This window comes from Oceanipulchritudo coccoides (genome assembly GCF_010500615.1).
In the GTDB taxonomy this organism is placed as follows: domain Bacteria; phylum Verrucomicrobiota; class Verrucomicrobiia; order Opitutales; family Oceanipulchritudinaceae; genus Oceanipulchritudo; species Oceanipulchritudo coccoides.
In genome coordinates, this window is sequence record NZ_JAAGNX010000003.1 from 572,448 (window position 1) to 588,680 (window position 16,233).

Consider the following 16,233-nt stretch of genomic DNA (forward strand, 5'->3'; position numbering starts at 1 on the left):
GGTCCGTGCGGGGTCTCGGACGGACAAGTACTCTGTAGAGAAGGCGACCATTTGAGATGGGGCTCAAGCTAGTGGAGGGGCAGCTAAAAGAAAAGAATCTTTTACTTAAATGTGCAGGTCTTTGCCCTTGGGCTCATCACGGGCCCCGTGCCAGATGCGGAGGATTTCCACCTCCTGCTGCTTTGCCTGGATACGGTAGAAGATGCGATAATTGAGGCAGAGGATTTCCCGTGCCCGGCCATGACCGTGGCGCGGGAAGGGAGTGCCTATGTGGGGGAAGCCCGCGAGTATCTGCACATGATCAATTAAGGCCTGACCGACCTTGATGGCGGCCTGGGGATCCTCCTTGGCGATGTAGTCGCCAATCGAGCCAAGATCGGCTATTGCTGGCCTTGTCCAGCGTATTTTGTAGACCATGATTCAACCAGCTTGACGGCTTCTTCGTGTGGAACGAGCTCGCCTGCATCGGCGGCCCTTTCGCCCTCTTTGATGGCGGCAAGGATGCTAAACTCCTCCTGGATCTGTTCCCACGAGGCAGACTCTGGCAGCCCTCCAAGGGTCTCCATGATGAGTTGTTTATCAGTCATATTTACCAACATAGTCAAACGGAGTCGTTCATCAAGCCTGTCGTTTCCTCTTGCTGCATTTCTTCCAGTTCGGCTTGAAGTTTCTGGACGGCATGGGAGTGCATGCGGGCCGGGTGGGTGGATTCGTGGATGGCCTTGAGCTGGCGGATCGAAACATGGGTGTAAATCTCGGTGGTCTCCAGCTTGGCATGGCCGAGCATGGCCTGGATAAAGCGGATATCGGCCCCGTTTTCCAGCATTAGGGTTGCGCAGGCATGGCGGAAGAGGTGGCAGGAGCCACTTTTTCCGAGATCGGCAGCCTTGACGTAGCCGCGCACCATCTGAGTGAGCCGGTTTGGGGAGAAAGCCTCGCCGAGATTGGTCAGGAAGAGGGTGCCGTCCTCAACCTCCCCTACCAATCCGGGGCGAACGTCTTCAGTGTAACGCTCGATCCAGCGGATGGCCCGCTCGCCGATGGGGATCATGCGGTCCTTCTTTCCCTTGCCCAGGCGCACCATGACAGTGCCGCGTTCGGCATCCACGTCGAAAAGCTGCAGGTGAGCCAGTTCGCTGCGGCGAATTCCGGTGGAGTAAAATACTTCCAGAATGGCGCGGTCGCGCACGCCCATTGACTCGGTCACGTCTGGCTGATTGAGAATACTTTCAACCTCCCTGGCCGACAGGACATGCTTGGGTAACCGCTTTTCCAGTCGTGGCAAGAGCAGGTCGGAGGCGGGATTAGAGAGGAGCAAATTCTGGCGGCAGAGCCACTTGAAGAACTGGCGAACGGGGATCAGGCGTGCGTGCTGGGCACGGAAGGACAGCGGTTTCCCATCCCGCTTTTTCATGTGCAGGAGATGGCGCTGGTAGCGCTCGAGAATAGGCTTGGTAATTTCAGATGGGCGGCGTAGCGAGCGATCCTCACACCAGAGAATAAGGGCATTAAGATAGCTGATGCGGTTCTCCACGGTGCGCTCAGAGTAATTCTGGACGCGCAGGCTTTCGAGGTAAGCTTCGCGCAAGACGGCAAAGCCCTGTGGGTCGGTCGGATCGCCGACCTGGGCCTTGGGGAGGATTTCACCTTTTCGCGGCATGGCTTTTTCGTTACGTTACGACGCGAGCTGGGCGTGTACCCCCGCTTGCGCGTTTTCGACCCCGGTCGATGATTTCAAGCGAGAGTCCGCCTGGATAGAGGCTTCCATCGGATCACTAAGCGCACCCGAAACGTGCCCATTGGGGGCTCGTTGATGGCTCGAAGCAGTTCGTTCCATGCCCGAAGGGGGATTTTCGGTGCTCGAAGTCAGCGTCGTATCTATGAGTCCTTCGATTTCTATGAGCCCGCAGAGCTGTGGGCGGGCACTTTCTGCATCCCCGTTAAAGAGCAACTCGTAAACGAATGATTGTCCGCGGCCGCCGTGGTGGGGCAGAAGGTACTCAAGGGATTCGAGTTTGTTGAGATGGGTGCGGACCTGGTACTCGCTCCAGCCACTCCACTGGCGTACCTGGCGGCGGGTAAAGAGGCACTGGTCACGGCCAAGGTTCTTTTCCTTGCAATGCTCCTCGACCTTTGCGGTCAGGAGCGTCAACAGCCTGCGAGTCTGCGGTGGCAAATCGTCCAGGGAGCGTCCCAATATCTCGTGGGCGATGTGGTTGGCTGCCTCAATGTCAGAAAGTTCCACCTCGATGTAGCGGGCTCGGTCGCGCTGATGGATTTGTCGTTGATATTGGTGCAGAAGCGCGATACTGCGAATGAGGGTCAGGTACTTCAAGTGGTCGCGGCGGGTGCGAGTGCGGTCCGAGAGAAAGGTCAGACGTGGGGCGTAGGGATTGACCACGTGGAGCGGGCGCAACAGGCGCTGGGCATTGCGGTGAACTTTGAGGATATCCTCGCGTTCGAGCCTGCGTCCGAGCCCTTCCAGGGTTTCGGCATCGCGCTGGAGGCGGTGAATGGCCTGGGTCTGTTCACGGCTCTCATCGACGGTGAGCACAAGGCAGCGGTTGAGCAACTCCTCATCAAGGTCGATGGCGGTTGTGGTAAGAAATATCATGATCGGTCCCTCGACGCTGTATTCCTCGGTCTTCATGCGGCCCTTGTCATCCTTGCCGGTGGAGGCAATAGTGAGTTTACCCTCGGACTGCAGGAGCTTGAGCGCATAGCCGGCCTTTTGCGCCCCCTCCTCCTCAGCAATCGCGAGAATCTTGTGCCGGAGGTCTTTCTCACCCAGATAGTAGAGGCTCTGCCCAGTCATAGTTGAATAGTGCACCCGCTCCTCTTCGGGCATCATGGCAAGGACAGCCTCCATCAAGGCGGTTTTGCCTGCCGCGCTGTTGGACTGAACGATAACGGCGAGGGGTCGGTCCAGTTTGCGCGATACAGCAGCGAGGTAACCGGTCAGCTTATTGGTGGTCTCACCCACGATTCCGCACTGCTGAAAATCCTCGAGAATGCGCCCCAGCAGGTCAGGCGATTTGAGCAGTTCAAGGGCCGCCTTTTTGTCTGGGTCACTTATAGCCACTCTCGGGCCCTTCGAGGGACTCATGGCCTCCTGGATTTTTCTTTCCTGATAGCCTTCCAAGGCAAGAAGAACGCGACCAATGTCCCGCTTAAGCAGGTCGGGCGATAGCTGGGTCTCGGCGGCCGCAGCCTTGATGAAGCGTTCTCTTTCCTTGGCACGGTACAGGTCGAGGATATCCAGAAAGTAGCGTTCGTTGTACCAGATTCGGAGATTGACCTTGAGAATCTCAAAACTGGTGTTGCGGGCCAGCCCGCGCACCCGGTACTGACGATCCCCCACATGCAATAGGAGGTCCTTCCCGGACTCTTGGAGCATGTTCGCACCAAGACAGCTTTCCCCCTGAATTTCCGAAGGCTTCTCCTCTTCATTATTTATGCAGGGAATACCCGCTTCCTTAGCTGACTGCGGCGCGGTTACTCCCCGCCCCATCCAGCGGGCTGAATTGAGGAGCAGGGGGAGCGAATGTGAGGCCGGTTCGTGTTTTAAGGCAAATTCATTGGCGTCCTGTCCGGGCGGGAAAATGACCCGGAAGCACTCGATGCCGATTGATTGCAATCGCTCTGAATCGCGTTCGGCGGCGCGTTCGCCTTCCTGATCCCGGTCATAGGCAATGTATACGCGTTGGGTCCGCTTTTCCCTGAAGGCATTCAGGAGCTCATCCGTGAAACCGTCGGTCCCATGAATGCAGGTGACATTTCCCATTCCGTTGACCCGGAACGTCAGCGCATCGATGACGCTCTCGGTCAGAATGACTTCCGGGGAGAGAAGGCATTCGGGGTTCCAGATTCCACGAGGCGGTCCGGGCAGGTAGAGGTGGTACACCTTGTTCTTTTGCGGCCCCACCTTGCGCCCGTAAATCTGTACGACCCGGCCGTCTTCTCGGCATATGGGGAACACAAGGCAACCGTTGAAGTGCTCGTGTCCTGATTCCCTGAAGATACCCAGAGCCTGGAGGCGCTGACGGATACGGGCTCCCTCCCTTCGATTTTTGTGCGGAATCCGCAGGCCGAGCGTGCGGTCGGCAAAGCCGATTCCAACTTCAGCGATTGCCGCCTCGCATCCAATTCCGCGCGAGTTTAGATAATCCATTGCCGAAGGGTTTTGATGAAGCCGTTCCTGGTAATAGGTGAGCACCTGTTCCAACAGGGTCTGGTCGTCGGCCTCCGCGTCCAGGGGAGACTCCAGCTTCGGCACCGTTGCCTTGCTGAGTGGACCTCCCTTACCTGAGCCCGCCCGGAGGCCGAAAAGCTGCGGATTCTGCTCTTTAAGCAGGAGGACTGCATGGCGCCGGCTCACCCCGTCGTGCTTCATCAAGAAATCAATGGCACCGCCATTTCGGCCACTTCCCCGACAGTGCCACTGATTGGTCTGAGCATTAACAGTGAATGCCGGTAGCTTATCTTTGGTGAAGGGTGAATATCCCACATACGCCTTCTCTGCACACACCTCCAATCCGATGCCTTTCGAACGGATCAGAGCCACCAGATCCACCTCCTCGTCAAGCCGTTTCAGCTCTACTTCGCTAATGCGTGCCATCGGTCCTTTCTCCCCGGACACCGCCGAAGTTCACTGGCAACGTATTCGCCATGACAAATGAAATGTAGGTAAGCTGCAAACAATGCAAGTAAAATGTCAAATTGCTACTATGTAGGCACGTTGCTAATTCCTGCTATCCTCATTATGGCAACCCCGTCTTTCACACAGTAGCCACCCTACATACATCCTTCAGTCCTTTGTTGCGGTTCTGCTATCTCCCTGTTTAATGCACTCATGAAGACTGGACGCCCATCACTCCGCCCCAGGCCGCCCTTTGGAAGCCGGCTGCACTGTTTCCGAGAAGGAGCCCGCCTAACACAGGCTCAGGTCGCTGAAAAACTTGGCATCTCAACCCGCGCTTATGCTTTCTGGGAGCGAGAACCGGTTTCCATCAGGCCTGAGCAACTCGTCCTTCTCGCCGATATTTTTGACGTCTCGACCGATGAGCTTTGTGGGCGAAATACTCAGGAAATTACAGCCGCACCCATAATTCCAAGCCTTAGGAACGTCTTTAGGAGAGCATCTCTTCTTTCCTCAAAACAGCAGTCTATGATCGCAGAATTCGTGGGCGCATTTGTTACAGCTTGTGGTAAATAGTATTCATTGAAAATTACGCACGTCATTGACCGAAATACTGCTGTGGTCCCCCTCTTTCTATAGCGATGGGTTGTTAATTGGGGGGCTCAGCTGTTCTACTCCCTTCACCTGTTTTCACTTCCCGTTATCTGGCAGCATCTTGTGAAACGATGGGCCGGCACGGAAATGCAGGGAATTGCGGGAAAATGCTATGGAATTGGCAAATCGCCATCTCCTATTCAAAGAGACGATATTACAATCAGGTGATTTACGGAACTTTAAAAGATTGGTATTTTTGCATGACTGTTGAGTGATACATATCGCCGTGATTGTAAAATCCATGTGAAAGATCCACTGACGTGATGAGACCCCTATCTAGGTCTTTAGAGTTCAGGTATTCTCCTGAGTATTGTGAAAAAAGTACCTGAAATAGTGATATCAATTTTTCTTAAGTCGGTAAGTAATTTCAATGAATCTACGGCGGTTGATTTTGTGATTTGCATTGCCATCATGATGGTTGTTTTTCCTGGCTTTGCTCAAGGCTGCATTAAAGCCATCAGGGATTGGAGCGAGTTAAGAGCCTGCCGAATGCTCTCCAGGCCTCGGCCCCCCCGGGCTAAGAGAAAGCGAAGACGTTCAAAGGGTGCTGGGAAGAAACTTCGAGATCACCGGTTGAAGTGATATCGAATGGTTATAATTGAGTGTCAATATGTACTTATGACGCCTGTTTCAGGTTACAGACGTTTAGCGCCCGTTAATAGCGCTCTCTCTGCTTTAGGGTATGAGGAATTCACTGAACCGGGGTGCAATACCTAGGAGGATTGATTAATATTTATCTAAAAATTTACAAAAATTACTATTGTATTTTAAATCAGAAGAGCTAATTCTCCGCTAACGAAACGAGCGAAATTCTAATACAGGAAATACGAAAGGTGGAAATAGTTATGATGTTAAATTGTACGAAACTGTCCCGACTAGGGGTCTGTCTGTTACTTGGAGGGCTGTCATCACATTTATGCGCGGCTGAGGTAGCGGAACCTGTTGTCGAGGAATTGACGGTTGAAGAGGCGAAGGAAATTTTAATTGCCGAGAAGCTCGCCTTACACACCGAATTGAGGAATGCATTACTCGCATCTGACGCAAAGACCTCGGATCTGGCAAAACCCATTACGGAAAAGCATCGCTCTGATAATGCTGAGGCAATAATTCAGGCAAAGTTACTGCAGTTTGAGATTGCATCCGTGGAGAAGGAAGTCGAGGAGGCAAAAGTTTCTGTCGATACTGTTGAGGCGTACGAGCATATGGAACCTGGTTCTCAGCAGCGCCTGGAGGCCCGGATTAGGGCACAAGAGGCAAAAAAGATCTCTAAACCAACCGAATAAGTTAAGTAATGAAAACGAAAAATTATCTCACCATAGCTGCACTAACATTTCTTCTTGGGTTCAGATCAATTCAAGGTGCTGTCGACGAAACTGGCCATCTGTTCATTACGGGAAGCGATTCAGTTGCGCCACCTTCAACTACTGGGGACATTTTTCTCTGGGTTCCTTCTGAAGATGCCTTTAAAGGTGGGAATGTGAGTTCTACAACCTACCTGAGCTCATCCAGTTTGGGGTATCGATCTTTTGCATATGGTTATAACCCCACCTCATCCGGGTCATATTCAGTAGCATTTGGTTATTATCCAGTTGCATCGGGTCAATATTCATTTGCCGCAGGTGCTTATTCCGAAAGTACAGGTTATGCCAGTTCAGCTTTTGGATATGGATCTGATTCTTACGGGCTTTATTCTTTTTCAAATGGCTATTACGCAGATGCTTTGGGGAATCACTCTGTGGCCTTCGGGAATTACTCTGAAGCTTCAGGCTCATATTCAGTCTGTTTTGGATATAGTAATGATTCACTTGGCTACGGTTCATTTACTGTGGGCGAACAAAACATTGCTACCGATGATTATTCTACAGCTTTCGGCTTCACAAATCAATCCACAGGAGTGAGCTCATTTGCTATTGGACGATTTAATATTGCTTCAGGTGATGATGCCACTGCGTTGGGGTATGATACGCAAGTCTCGGGCTGGACAAGTATTGCAAGTGGATACCACAACAGGGTGACTAACATGACTGCAGCAGCGTTTGGACAGTTCTTGGATGTGACGACTTGGGATTCCACTGCTGTTGGTGTTGCTAATGACGCAAGCGTATTGGGGTCAGGGTCCTCGCGGCCTCTATTTATGGTTGGTAATGGTACTGTCGATTATCAAGGCGATCCCGATTCAAATGGGAATAACATTGGCGATTCGGACGACATCGCGAGTGAGCGGAAAAATGCCCTCGTTGTGTACGCAAACGGTTATACTGAACTGAAGGTAGAGCCAAAAGGCGGGATAGACATGGGGTCCTTCGATCAGTAATTAACCGAAAAAGGAGTTCGTACAATGCATACAATTCTATCCCCTCAAGTCAGGTGGGGCCTGTTTGTTCTGTGCTCAATCACTTTAGTTATGAGTTCTTTTACAAAAGCTCAGAGCACCCCAGACTGGTGGACCGACCCTGCTACTGCAATTTATGAGAATGCCACACCTCCCACTGAACCTGAACATTATTCCCCAGTTAATGTGGGGCAGCTTAAGTATGTGGCAACGCAGGCAAAAGCGTATTTAGATAGCATTTATACGGGGCTGGACTGGAACTGGGCTTACGAGGGAAGCGGAGTTACCAATCCATTCCCCTTTGTTTCGCAGGATAATTATTCCCCAGTTAATGTGGGCCAGATCAAGGCTGTAGCCTATGGATTTTATAAGATCCTGGATTCTCGCTTACATGGAAGCTCACAAAATATATCAGACTTCGGTGGCAGCACTAGTAGCTTGGATGGGTTCACCGTTCCATGGGATAGCATCATTACCGGTGAAAACAGTGATGTGGCGAATATTGGACAATTAAAGCTGGTATTCAGTTTCTGGCCGGATCGTGACACAATTGATGCCGATGGACTCGCAGATTATTGGGAAAAGCGGATATGGGGAAATACAACAACCGCCAGCGACCCCAATGGCGATGTTGATGGGGACGGTATAAGCAACATCGAAGAGTTCCAGACCGGGGGTGATCCAAGTGCGGATCCACTATCTGGAGTTGTGTCGCCACAATTAACACAGTCCCCAACAGGAATGATTTATTTCCGGCGCGAACCGAATGGTTCAACGGACTATCAATTTAATCCGCTCACAGGTTCAGTGACACCATAGTTTATTACCAATCAATTCAAATATGAAACGATCCTCCTTATATCTCGCTACAGTCTTCTTATTTGTGGGTGTCCTTGTTGGGGTCTTCCAAATTATCAATTGGTATGAGGCGCGTAATGCGCCGGAGCCTGATAACAGTGCGGAGCGTCTGGCTTATGTGGAAAAGGTCACCGATGAGGCCTTTGGGGAAGCCACACGTAAGAAGTTTCAGCAGGCGGTGCTTGATCCGAAGGCTTCGACACCAAGGCAAGCAGGCACTGCATCTACAGATAACCCTCCGCCGGTATTGAAGGCTATGCCAGATGGTGATCCACCTCCTTATGCCAATAGTGTGAATGAATCTCAGCTGCGTTTAAGGGAGCAGACCTTATCAGAATTTGCTGTTTTCCGAGACGCCTCTGTTCGTAATCCCATGTCTGATGAGAATACTGCCACACAGGAATCACTTATCAGAATGAGCACTGAGCGAATTAGGGCTTGGGAAGCACAACGAGCCGAGGGTCGAGAAGATATGGCCAACTGATCTGTACTGAAATTACTCAAAAAATATTTCTCATGAAACAATTCCTCCGAATTCTAACATTGGGCATTTGTGCTGGAACGACCCTTCAAGCTGTTGACCTAGCGGGGACGCTTCCGGGCGAGGTTGTGGTTGATAACCAAGGGGCCGCCACATATGCAATCCCAATTGAGGTCATCCCTGGAACAGGAGGGATGCAGCCAGATCTGAAATTCCTTTATTCGACCCAGTCTGGAAATGGCACAATGGGGGTAGGCTGGTCCATTGCAGGCCTTTCTCAAATCACACGAACGGGTAAAAACCTATTCTTTGATGGGGTGCAGAGTGGAGTCCAAGTTTCATGGGGAGATGTAGATCGTTTTACTTTGGATGGCCAACGGCTCATTGATGTTGATAGTGATAATGTATACTGGGATCCAGACGGGCAGGACGTAACAGGAGATCCACATGAGTACCGAACGGCGGTTGATAATTTTGCCCGAGTTAAGGCTATTGGGGGACTGGGATCAGGACCCTCTTACCTTGAGGTACAGACCAAGGATGGTCTTAAAATGTACTACGGGTATGATCCGGATTATCTAACTAATTCAAATAATAGCCGCGTTATCTTTTCCAATCCAGCTGGCGATCCAACTGCCTATACCTGGCTCCTCTCCCGAGTCGAAGATACGCTGGGAAATTATATGATATTCCACTATGGGACCTACTACGGAACAAATGTTCCAGTGATTCGATATATTGATTACACAGGGAATGTGAATACTGGGTTGCTTCCGGACAATCGCGTGGAATTCACTTATGTTAAAGATGTTCGCCCGGACAGGACTCCTGTATATGTTCTGGGAAACAAGATACAGCTAGATGGGCACCTTGATAAAGTCCTTGTTCAGGAAAATCTCCGTTCTGGGACCGCAACAACAAAATGGCGTTACATTCCACAGTATAAAACGATCACGGCTGGAGAAAGTCCACTTTGGAAGATGGAGTCGGTTGCTTACTCTTACTGGGGCTCCAGTGGATTAGAGGAATTGCCAGCGACAGAAGTGGAGTGGTTTGGTGATAATGCTTCCGTAACGAAATCTGATATCAATCTCACTGGAGCTTCATATGCTCCTCCATGGACTGATCCGTCGGATCGAAAGCGTCTAACGACAATGGTTGATCTCGATGCCGATGGAGTTGCTGAGTTATTGAATGTCTACGTGGATGGAAATTATCTTCACTCTGATATTTACTCCCTTAGCGATGGTGAATTGACGCTGCTAGATGCCTTCGCTGAGTACTTTACACATACTCTCTATGAAGCAGAATTTGTGCTTGGGGATTTCAATGGAGATTCAAGATTTGAACTGTATGCCAGATTAACAGATATGTATGTAAGTGGACACAGTCCAACTTATGATAATTTCTTTAGACTGATTCAATTAGATGTAGAAGGGCAGTCTGTAATTCATAGTTTGCCTTGGAAGCTTAAGAGTGGAAGTCTTGATCATAAGAGCTTTTATGCCGGTGACTGGGATGGTGACGGAAAAGATGAGATATATGGGTTTTATGGGGATGAGTCTGACAAAAAATTGGATATTCTAATATATACAGATCCCTATTCAGTAATTGATTCCGATGGGGATGGTTTCATGGATTTTGTCCAAATTCTTGATGCAGGTAATGGCGAATATCCCCCAGGTTATGACCAGGATGGCTTTGATATTCGCGATTTAAATCACGACGGAAGAGATGATGTTGTCTTGTCTGAAATTTATGGGCGAAGGGAAGTCCTTTTAATTCGAAATGAAGCGGTTTCCGGGGATCCGGACCGGTATGTAGACTACGCCAGATTTCTGCACCAAAATGGTAATCCAGTCCTCGACGACACTGAAGATGGAACGGCGTACCATGTGGATTGGAATCAGGACGGATGGGTAGACTTCATCGATTTGGAAAAATCGAACAATGAGACGTGGCTAGAAGTATACCTGAATACAGGCAAACGGATTTCAGATTTGCAAGCATCATGGCACGAAGACGGTTACGCCTTCGAAAACGATAAATATATCGATGTGAAAATTCATGATTCATTTTCCAAATATGGGAAAGCGATCTTTTTTGACTATGACGGAGATGGCTTCCAAGATGTAGGATATCTGCCGAAGGACACAGTATCTGGAAGTGACACAACTAAAATCAAAATTTATCGCAACTTAGGCAACTCAGTATCCTACGTCGGTGAATACATCTTGTATAGCACACCAAGTGATGGGGATGGCTATTACGAGTACAATCAGTTCAGTGGTTTTGATTCAAACAACGATGGGTGTAATGGAATCATTTCTTTTAGAAGGCTTAATGGAGACTTAGAGCTGGCTATTTCAGATTTTATTGGGCCTTTGCAAAATCGAGTTAAAACGATAACAAATGGCCTTGGTGAGAGAACGGAAATCAATTATGCGCCATTGACTGATTCAACGGTCTATGACTCTGGACATGAGTTAGGATATCCGTTCCAGACTGTTGTCGGTCCTGCTTTCGTGACTTCGTCTGTTCTTAAAGACACCGGCCTTCGAGATACCAATGGAGACCCAGTCTTGCATGAGTCTTGGTTTATGTACGCTGAGGGTAGAAGCCACATGCGTGGCCTCGGATTTTTAGGCTTTGAGCAGTTTATGAGTTATGATAAACAGCGGAAAATCAGCAAGATAGAAATTGTTGAGCAGGCTTTTCCCATGACGGGGCTTGTGAAGTACACAGCAACTCATTATTGGGGGAATGGACCAACGGTTCGTGATGAAAATAATCCTCCTCCTCTGTCTGAGCGGTCCGCGAGCTCATCCTACAATCGGTTCATTTTGACCGAGGTGGAAAGCACGGTGATCTGTGATGCTGTTACAGGAGGGACAATGTTCCCGATGATCACTGATTCAACTGAAAAGAGTTGGGAGTGGGATGATCAACGCCTTCCAGATGCATTTAATTCAGCTCAGACTGTTAAACGGTATGAAGCCACGGTTTCGGAAGTGAAGCAGGTAACGACTCAGACATGGTTTGACTCCCAGAGTGTGCATACAAATCCAGTCACAGTACTGCCTGGAGCAATTGCTGTGGATTCAAGCGATCTCCAGGATTGGGTAACCCAAGCAGTCGGACTGGGTGACGAGGATTATGATACTGAACAAGCCCAATTCCCATCAGAGATTCAGTATGGCAATGCGACCAAAACCTTTATTGACTATCATTCTGATGGAATGAGCACGGCAACCGTGAGCGAATACCATAATTGGACCGCAAGCGGGCAATGGCTCTTGGGACGCGTCAACAAAACAACCGCCACACATAAGAAATCGGGCTATCCTGACTCGACCAAAGTTGCAAAAGTCGGGTACAACACGACAACAGGATTGATTGAATGGGAGATGAATGCCTTCGGGGCGGATGTGAATGCGGCTACGCTGCAGACAGCGGGTGCGGACCCTTCAACAAATGGAACACAGTATGAGCGGGATGCCTTTGGGAATATTTTAAAGGAATGGAAATGGGGCCGATTTGAATTACTCAATGGTGATCCTGACACATGGGGAGCCTATTCTTCTCGTCAGGTTGTTGAACGTGAGATGGACGATTCTAATTTCCGTTTCGTGGTCAAGGAGTACGGCCCCATGTCACTGCAGAACGGAAAAGCTTTCTACACAGAGTATGCTGACTTCACACCACGTGGAAAGCCTAAGACGGTAACAGACGTCAATGGAGGGGTATCAACTATAACCTACGATGGTCTTGGGCGTGAGTTAACCGTGGACGCGCCTTTTACGGCTGCTGATTCCGCTATTGAGACAATTGATTTAACAGCAACTCCTATCATAATTAACGAATTGATGATTGGATCTGTAACCTATCCGAAGCAAACAGCGGTTATGGCGATTGTTGAGAAAGTCGCTAGCGGAACAGGAGCACAAGTAGCGGCTGTATCCTATGTGGATGTTCTGGGTCGGACAGTTTTGGAGCGAAAGGGGTTATATGGATCTTCAACCACCCCAGCTGAGGCTGCCGCCAATACAACTTCTGCTGACAGGTATGCCTTTAAAGCAAGTTTCTATAACGCTGATGGTTTGCAAATAGCGACGACTGATTGGAGCGAGGACATAAACCTCTCTGGCAACGTGGTAACGGGATTGGATTCAACATACATCATTTGGGCAAATAACTCCTATGATGAATTGGGTCGTCCGTCCATTATTGAAGCCGGAAACGGAAACCGGACAACCTATTCATACGAAGGGCTGAAAACTGTGGTGACAGTCAACGAGAATACGGGGAGTTCCGATAGCCAATACAATCAGGTAAGCAACATTGTCAAAGACGCCAAGGGGCGCGAGGTGAAAACGACGCGTGTAGACGGGGCAAAGCTTTACGATGTCATCAATCACTATGATGCGTTTGGAGAACTGGTGAAGATTGATCGGTCTTATCCAAATGCCACCACTGTTTCTACACTCTTTGAATTCGACCCTCTGGGTTTTAAAGAGAAAATGGATGATCCATCAACCGGAGAGTGGGTCTATCGTCACAATTTCCTCGGAGAATTGCTCTATCAAAAGGATGCCAAAGGGAATGAAACATGGCTTGAGTACGATAATTCAGGAAACATGATTAAGCGGAATCGCAATGGCGATATCACTGAATTCAATTACAATTGGGTAGAACGCTCTGGAGGCTTCAAACAAATTGGGGTTTTGGATAATGAAAAGCAGCTGCACGAGCCCTATGTGGAGCGATATTATTCGTATGAAGGAAATGGTCTCATGGATCTTGAGTGGGCAGCAATCGACGGGAAATGGTTCTACAAAACCTACGGATATGATAATTATCGCCGTTTAACACATGAGGGGAGTTTTTGGAAGGCAGATGGGGATGCTGACTATAGCCTCGCAGGCAATTGGCACCCCTACATTGTGCAAACAGACTATGATGCCAGTGGGTATGTAACCGCCGTTTGGGGTGAAGATACTGCGCCAGGTTATAGCGTGCTGGGGGCCACACTCTGGTGGAGTGTTCATACAGACGCGAATCCGGAAGTCTATGCCTATGACGATCGAGATCGAGTTGATGCGTTCGATCTTGGAACGGACCTGATTACCACGAAATTAACTTATGACAATTCCGATGCAACCATTCACAAGATTGATACCCAACGCAACGGGCAGATGGGTGCCGATGACCTGATTCTCCAGCAAAGTGAATTTGAATTTGATCAAATGGGTCGGCTCACGTATCGTCAGGAAAAGGAGCAGACCCTTCAGGGTGCTTTACCCATTTGGGGCGATGAGCGACGGGAGGAATTTGTTTACGATTCGCTAAACCGCGTTACTCACCACGAAATATTCATCAATAGCGTGAGTAGCAGCCTGCAGAGTGTGGCAACCTATGATGATTTTAGCAATGTGCTAACCCACGCATTCCAGCCAGAAGGTGGTACCCTCAGCTATAGTCATGGGCAAGACCCCACACGACTGACAGGATCAGGGGGATTTGGGGTGGCTCATGATGAGAATGGAAATATTAAATCACAGTACCGGAGCTCCTTGGGGGGTTGGGTCCACTATAAGTGGAATTCCTTTAATAAACTGGCGACTATCCGAGGTGAGGGAACTGGTGACCAGATTGACTTTAAATACGGGACGCAGGATAGTCGGGTAGCACAATTTCGTCAAAAAGCTGGTAGCTATTTGGAGAAGAAACTCTATCTGATGGGTTTTGAGCAATCATATGAAAATACCGGCACATCCTCGGTCGACTGGACCCTCGATTATACCCGTATCTTTATCAGTACTCCAACCGGTGTAGCAGGCGTCTACGAATGGCCAGGCGAGAATTCCGGTGCACCAACCCCGCTTGATGGTCATAGGCGATACTTCCATTATGATCATCAGGGTAGTGTGGTACTGGTAACTGATGAAATCGGAGATGTAGTCAGTCGCTTCAGTTACGATGTCTTTGGAGGATCCCGAGATGCCCTTACATGGGATCGCGACCTTAGCGACAGCGTCGTGGACCATGAGATTGCCGGTGATTCTGGCTACACAGGTCATGAAATGCTCGCAGACTTTGATCTCATTCATATGGGTGGGCGCGTATATGATCCACAGTTAGCACGCTTCCTCACGCCCGATCCAGTTGTTCAGGCTCCCACAAATATTCAGAATTACCACCGCTATAGCTATACCCTTAACAATCCACTTAGCTACACAGATCCTAGTGGGTATTGGTTCGCCTTAATTCCCGCACTGTTGAAGGCAGCCGGTGTACTTACATTGACTGAAGCCATAGTGGCTACAATTGTGGTTACATTTGCGGGAACCCTAGCAATGGGAGGATCTGCTAGTGATGCATTTAAAGCAGCTCTCATCTCAGGTGCTTCAATGGTTGTTGCCCATTTCATAGGGGGCCATTTTGATAATCTATATAATGGGGCTGAGTTATACTCTGATCCTCTGATTGAAATGGGACGAGCATTGGCACATGGAATAACCAGTGGAGGATTTTCCGAGTTGGGAGGTGGGGATTTTGAGTCTGGCTTTCTTGCTGGATTTGCTGGATCATTGGGAGGTTCAGTGATGAAGTTAAATTCGGGTAACGGTGAGATTTTCGAGTCGATGGAAGCGCGTGTTATTGGTGCAGCTATAGTTGGCGGCACTGCCTCAGAATTGGGAGGTGGCAAGTTCATAAATGGGGCCGTCACAGGTGCCATTATTCAAGTATTTAATCATGAGGAAGCTGATGGGGCCCAAGGGAGAGACGTTGAGACGGACGGCATAAGAATTAGGTTATCAACAAGTACAGAAAAGGTTGAGTTGGAAAGATATCTGGATGGCAAATGGATAACACTTGATGATAGTGATGCTGCTGTTCGAGCGCTGAATGCGTTAAGTGGTGTAGGGGATGCTGGGGATATTGGCAGTAATTTACCGAATTCGGGCGCATCAATGAGGGCTTTGTCCAAAGCTTTGTCACGTGCGGGTGGCGTTATTGGGCCCTATACCATGGCGAAGGATTTGGTGGTATACAGAAATATTGAGGTTAGGATTTATGCGGTAACAACAAAAGAAACATGGCTAACATTATCCTTAACGGATGGTATCAGTATCAATCCCGTCTATAGCACTCGAACAGTAAGGGAAACAGTTCCTGTTCGAGAATTTGCATCAAGACAATCACTTTGGAGGCAATTTGGTAATACGCCATCAACCCTTCCAGCTAACTACTTTGATTGAGGATCTT

10 protein-coding genes are annotated in these 16,233 nt (G+C 49.3%); 6 read left to right on the top strand and 4 right to left on the bottom strand.

Annotated elements, in window-relative coordinates; genetic code table 11:
• Nucleotides 1–105: 105 nt before the first annotated feature.
• The 4 genes from G0Q06_RS13005 to G0Q06_RS13020 are packed head-to-tail and all read right to left on the bottom strand — an operon-like array spanning nt 106 to nt 4,618.
• Entirely contained in the window at nt 106–417 is a 312-nt protein-coding gene (locus G0Q06_RS13005) for a type II toxin-antitoxin system RelE/ParE family toxin (protein WP_163966865.1), read from the bottom strand.
• Nucleotides 381–587 carry a hypothetical protein gene (locus G0Q06_RS13010; RefSeq protein WP_163966868.1) on the bottom strand — a complete coding sequence of 69 codons (207 nt, stop codon included), beginning with the start codon at nt 585–587 and terminating at the stop codon, nt 381–383. The genes G0Q06_RS13005 and G0Q06_RS13010 overlap by 37 nt, the downstream gene beginning before the upstream one ends.
• A 14-nt stretch (nt 588–601) precedes the next feature.
• Entirely contained in the window at nt 602–1,660 is a 1,059-nt protein-coding gene (gene xerC, locus G0Q06_RS13015; RefSeq protein ID WP_163966871.1) for a site-specific tyrosine recombinase XerC, read from the bottom strand.
• A 15-nt stretch (nt 1,661–1,675) separates the two neighbouring features.
• Complete coding sequence (locus G0Q06_RS13020; RefSeq protein ID WP_163966873.1) at nt 1,676–4,618, bottom strand: toprim domain-containing protein; 2,943 nt, start codon at nt 4,616–4,618, stop codon at nt 1,676–1,678.
• A 234-nt stretch (nt 4,619–4,852) separates the two neighbouring features.
• On the opposite strand from G0Q06_RS13020, the gene G0Q06_RS14925 reads away from it, so the two are divergent.
• The 6 genes from G0Q06_RS14925 (at nt 4,853) to G0Q06_RS13050 (ending at nt 16,226) form a co-directional block, all read left to right on the top strand.
• Nucleotides 4,853–5,215 (top strand): helix-turn-helix domain-containing protein, encoded by a 363-nt coding sequence (locus tag G0Q06_RS14925; RefSeq protein WP_163966876.1) that lies wholly within the window; start codon nt 4,853–4,855, stop codon nt 5,213–5,215.
• Nucleotides 5,216–6,246: 1,031 nt separating this feature from the next.
• A complete protein-coding gene (locus G0Q06_RS13030) occupies nt 6,247–6,576 on the top strand; it encodes a hypothetical protein (protein ID WP_238710833.1) in 330 nt (109 codons plus the stop codon).
• A gap of 8 nt (nt 6,577–6,584) precedes the next feature.
• Complete coding sequence (locus G0Q06_RS13035; RefSeq protein WP_163966881.1) at nt 6,585–7,607, top strand: hypothetical protein; 1,023 nt, start codon at nt 6,585–6,587, stop codon at nt 7,605–7,607.
• 90 nt (nt 7,608–7,697) lie between these two features.
• Entirely contained in the window at nt 7,698–8,444 is a 747-nt protein-coding gene (locus G0Q06_RS13040) for a hypothetical protein (RefSeq protein WP_238710835.1), read from the top strand.
• 22 nt (nt 8,445–8,466) lie between these two features.
• Nucleotides 8,467–8,967 (top strand): hypothetical protein, encoded by a 501-nt coding sequence (locus G0Q06_RS13045; RefSeq protein WP_163966887.1) that lies wholly within the window; start codon nt 8,467–8,469, stop codon nt 8,965–8,967.
• 32 nt (nt 8,968–8,999) lie between these two features.
• The gene (locus G0Q06_RS13050) at nt 9,000–16,226 is read left to right on the top strand and encodes an RHS repeat-associated core domain-containing protein (protein WP_163966890.1); all 7,227 of its coding nucleotides are present in this window, start codon (nt 9,000–9,002) and stop codon (nt 16,224–16,226) included.
• Nucleotides 16,227–16,233: the final 7 nt, after the last annotated feature.

Coding starts and splice junctions, on each gene's coding strand:
- G0Q06_RS13005 (WP_163966865.1), bottom strand. CDS start 417: ATGGTCTACAAAATACGCTGGACAAGGCCAGCAATAGCCGATCTTGGC.
- G0Q06_RS13010 (WP_163966868.1), bottom strand. CDS start 587: ATGACTGATAAACAACTCATCATGGAGACCCTTGGAGGGCTGCCAGAG.
- xerC (WP_163966871.1), bottom strand. CDS start 1,660: ATGCCGCGAAAAGGTGAAATCCTCCCCAAGGCCCAGGTCGGCGATCCG.
- G0Q06_RS13020 (WP_163966873.1), bottom strand. CDS start 4,618: ATGGCACGCATTAGCGAAGTAGAGCTGAAACGGCTTGACGAGGAGGTG.
- G0Q06_RS14925 (WP_163966876.1), top strand. CDS start 4,853: ATGAAGACTGGACGCCCATCACTCCGCCCCAGGCCGCCCTTTGGAAGC.
- G0Q06_RS13035 (WP_163966881.1), top strand. CDS start 6,585: ATGAAAACGAAAAATTATCTCACCATAGCTGCACTAACATTTCTTCTT.
- G0Q06_RS13040 (WP_238710835.1), top strand. CDS start 7,698: ATGAGTTCTTTTACAAAAGCTCAGAGCACCCCAGACTGGTGGACCGAC.
- G0Q06_RS13045 (WP_163966887.1), top strand. CDS start 8,467: ATGAAACGATCCTCCTTATATCTCGCTACAGTCTTCTTATTTGTGGGT.
- G0Q06_RS13050 (WP_163966890.1), top strand. CDS start 9,000: ATGAAACAATTCCTCCGAATTCTAACATTGGGCATTTGTGCTGGAACG.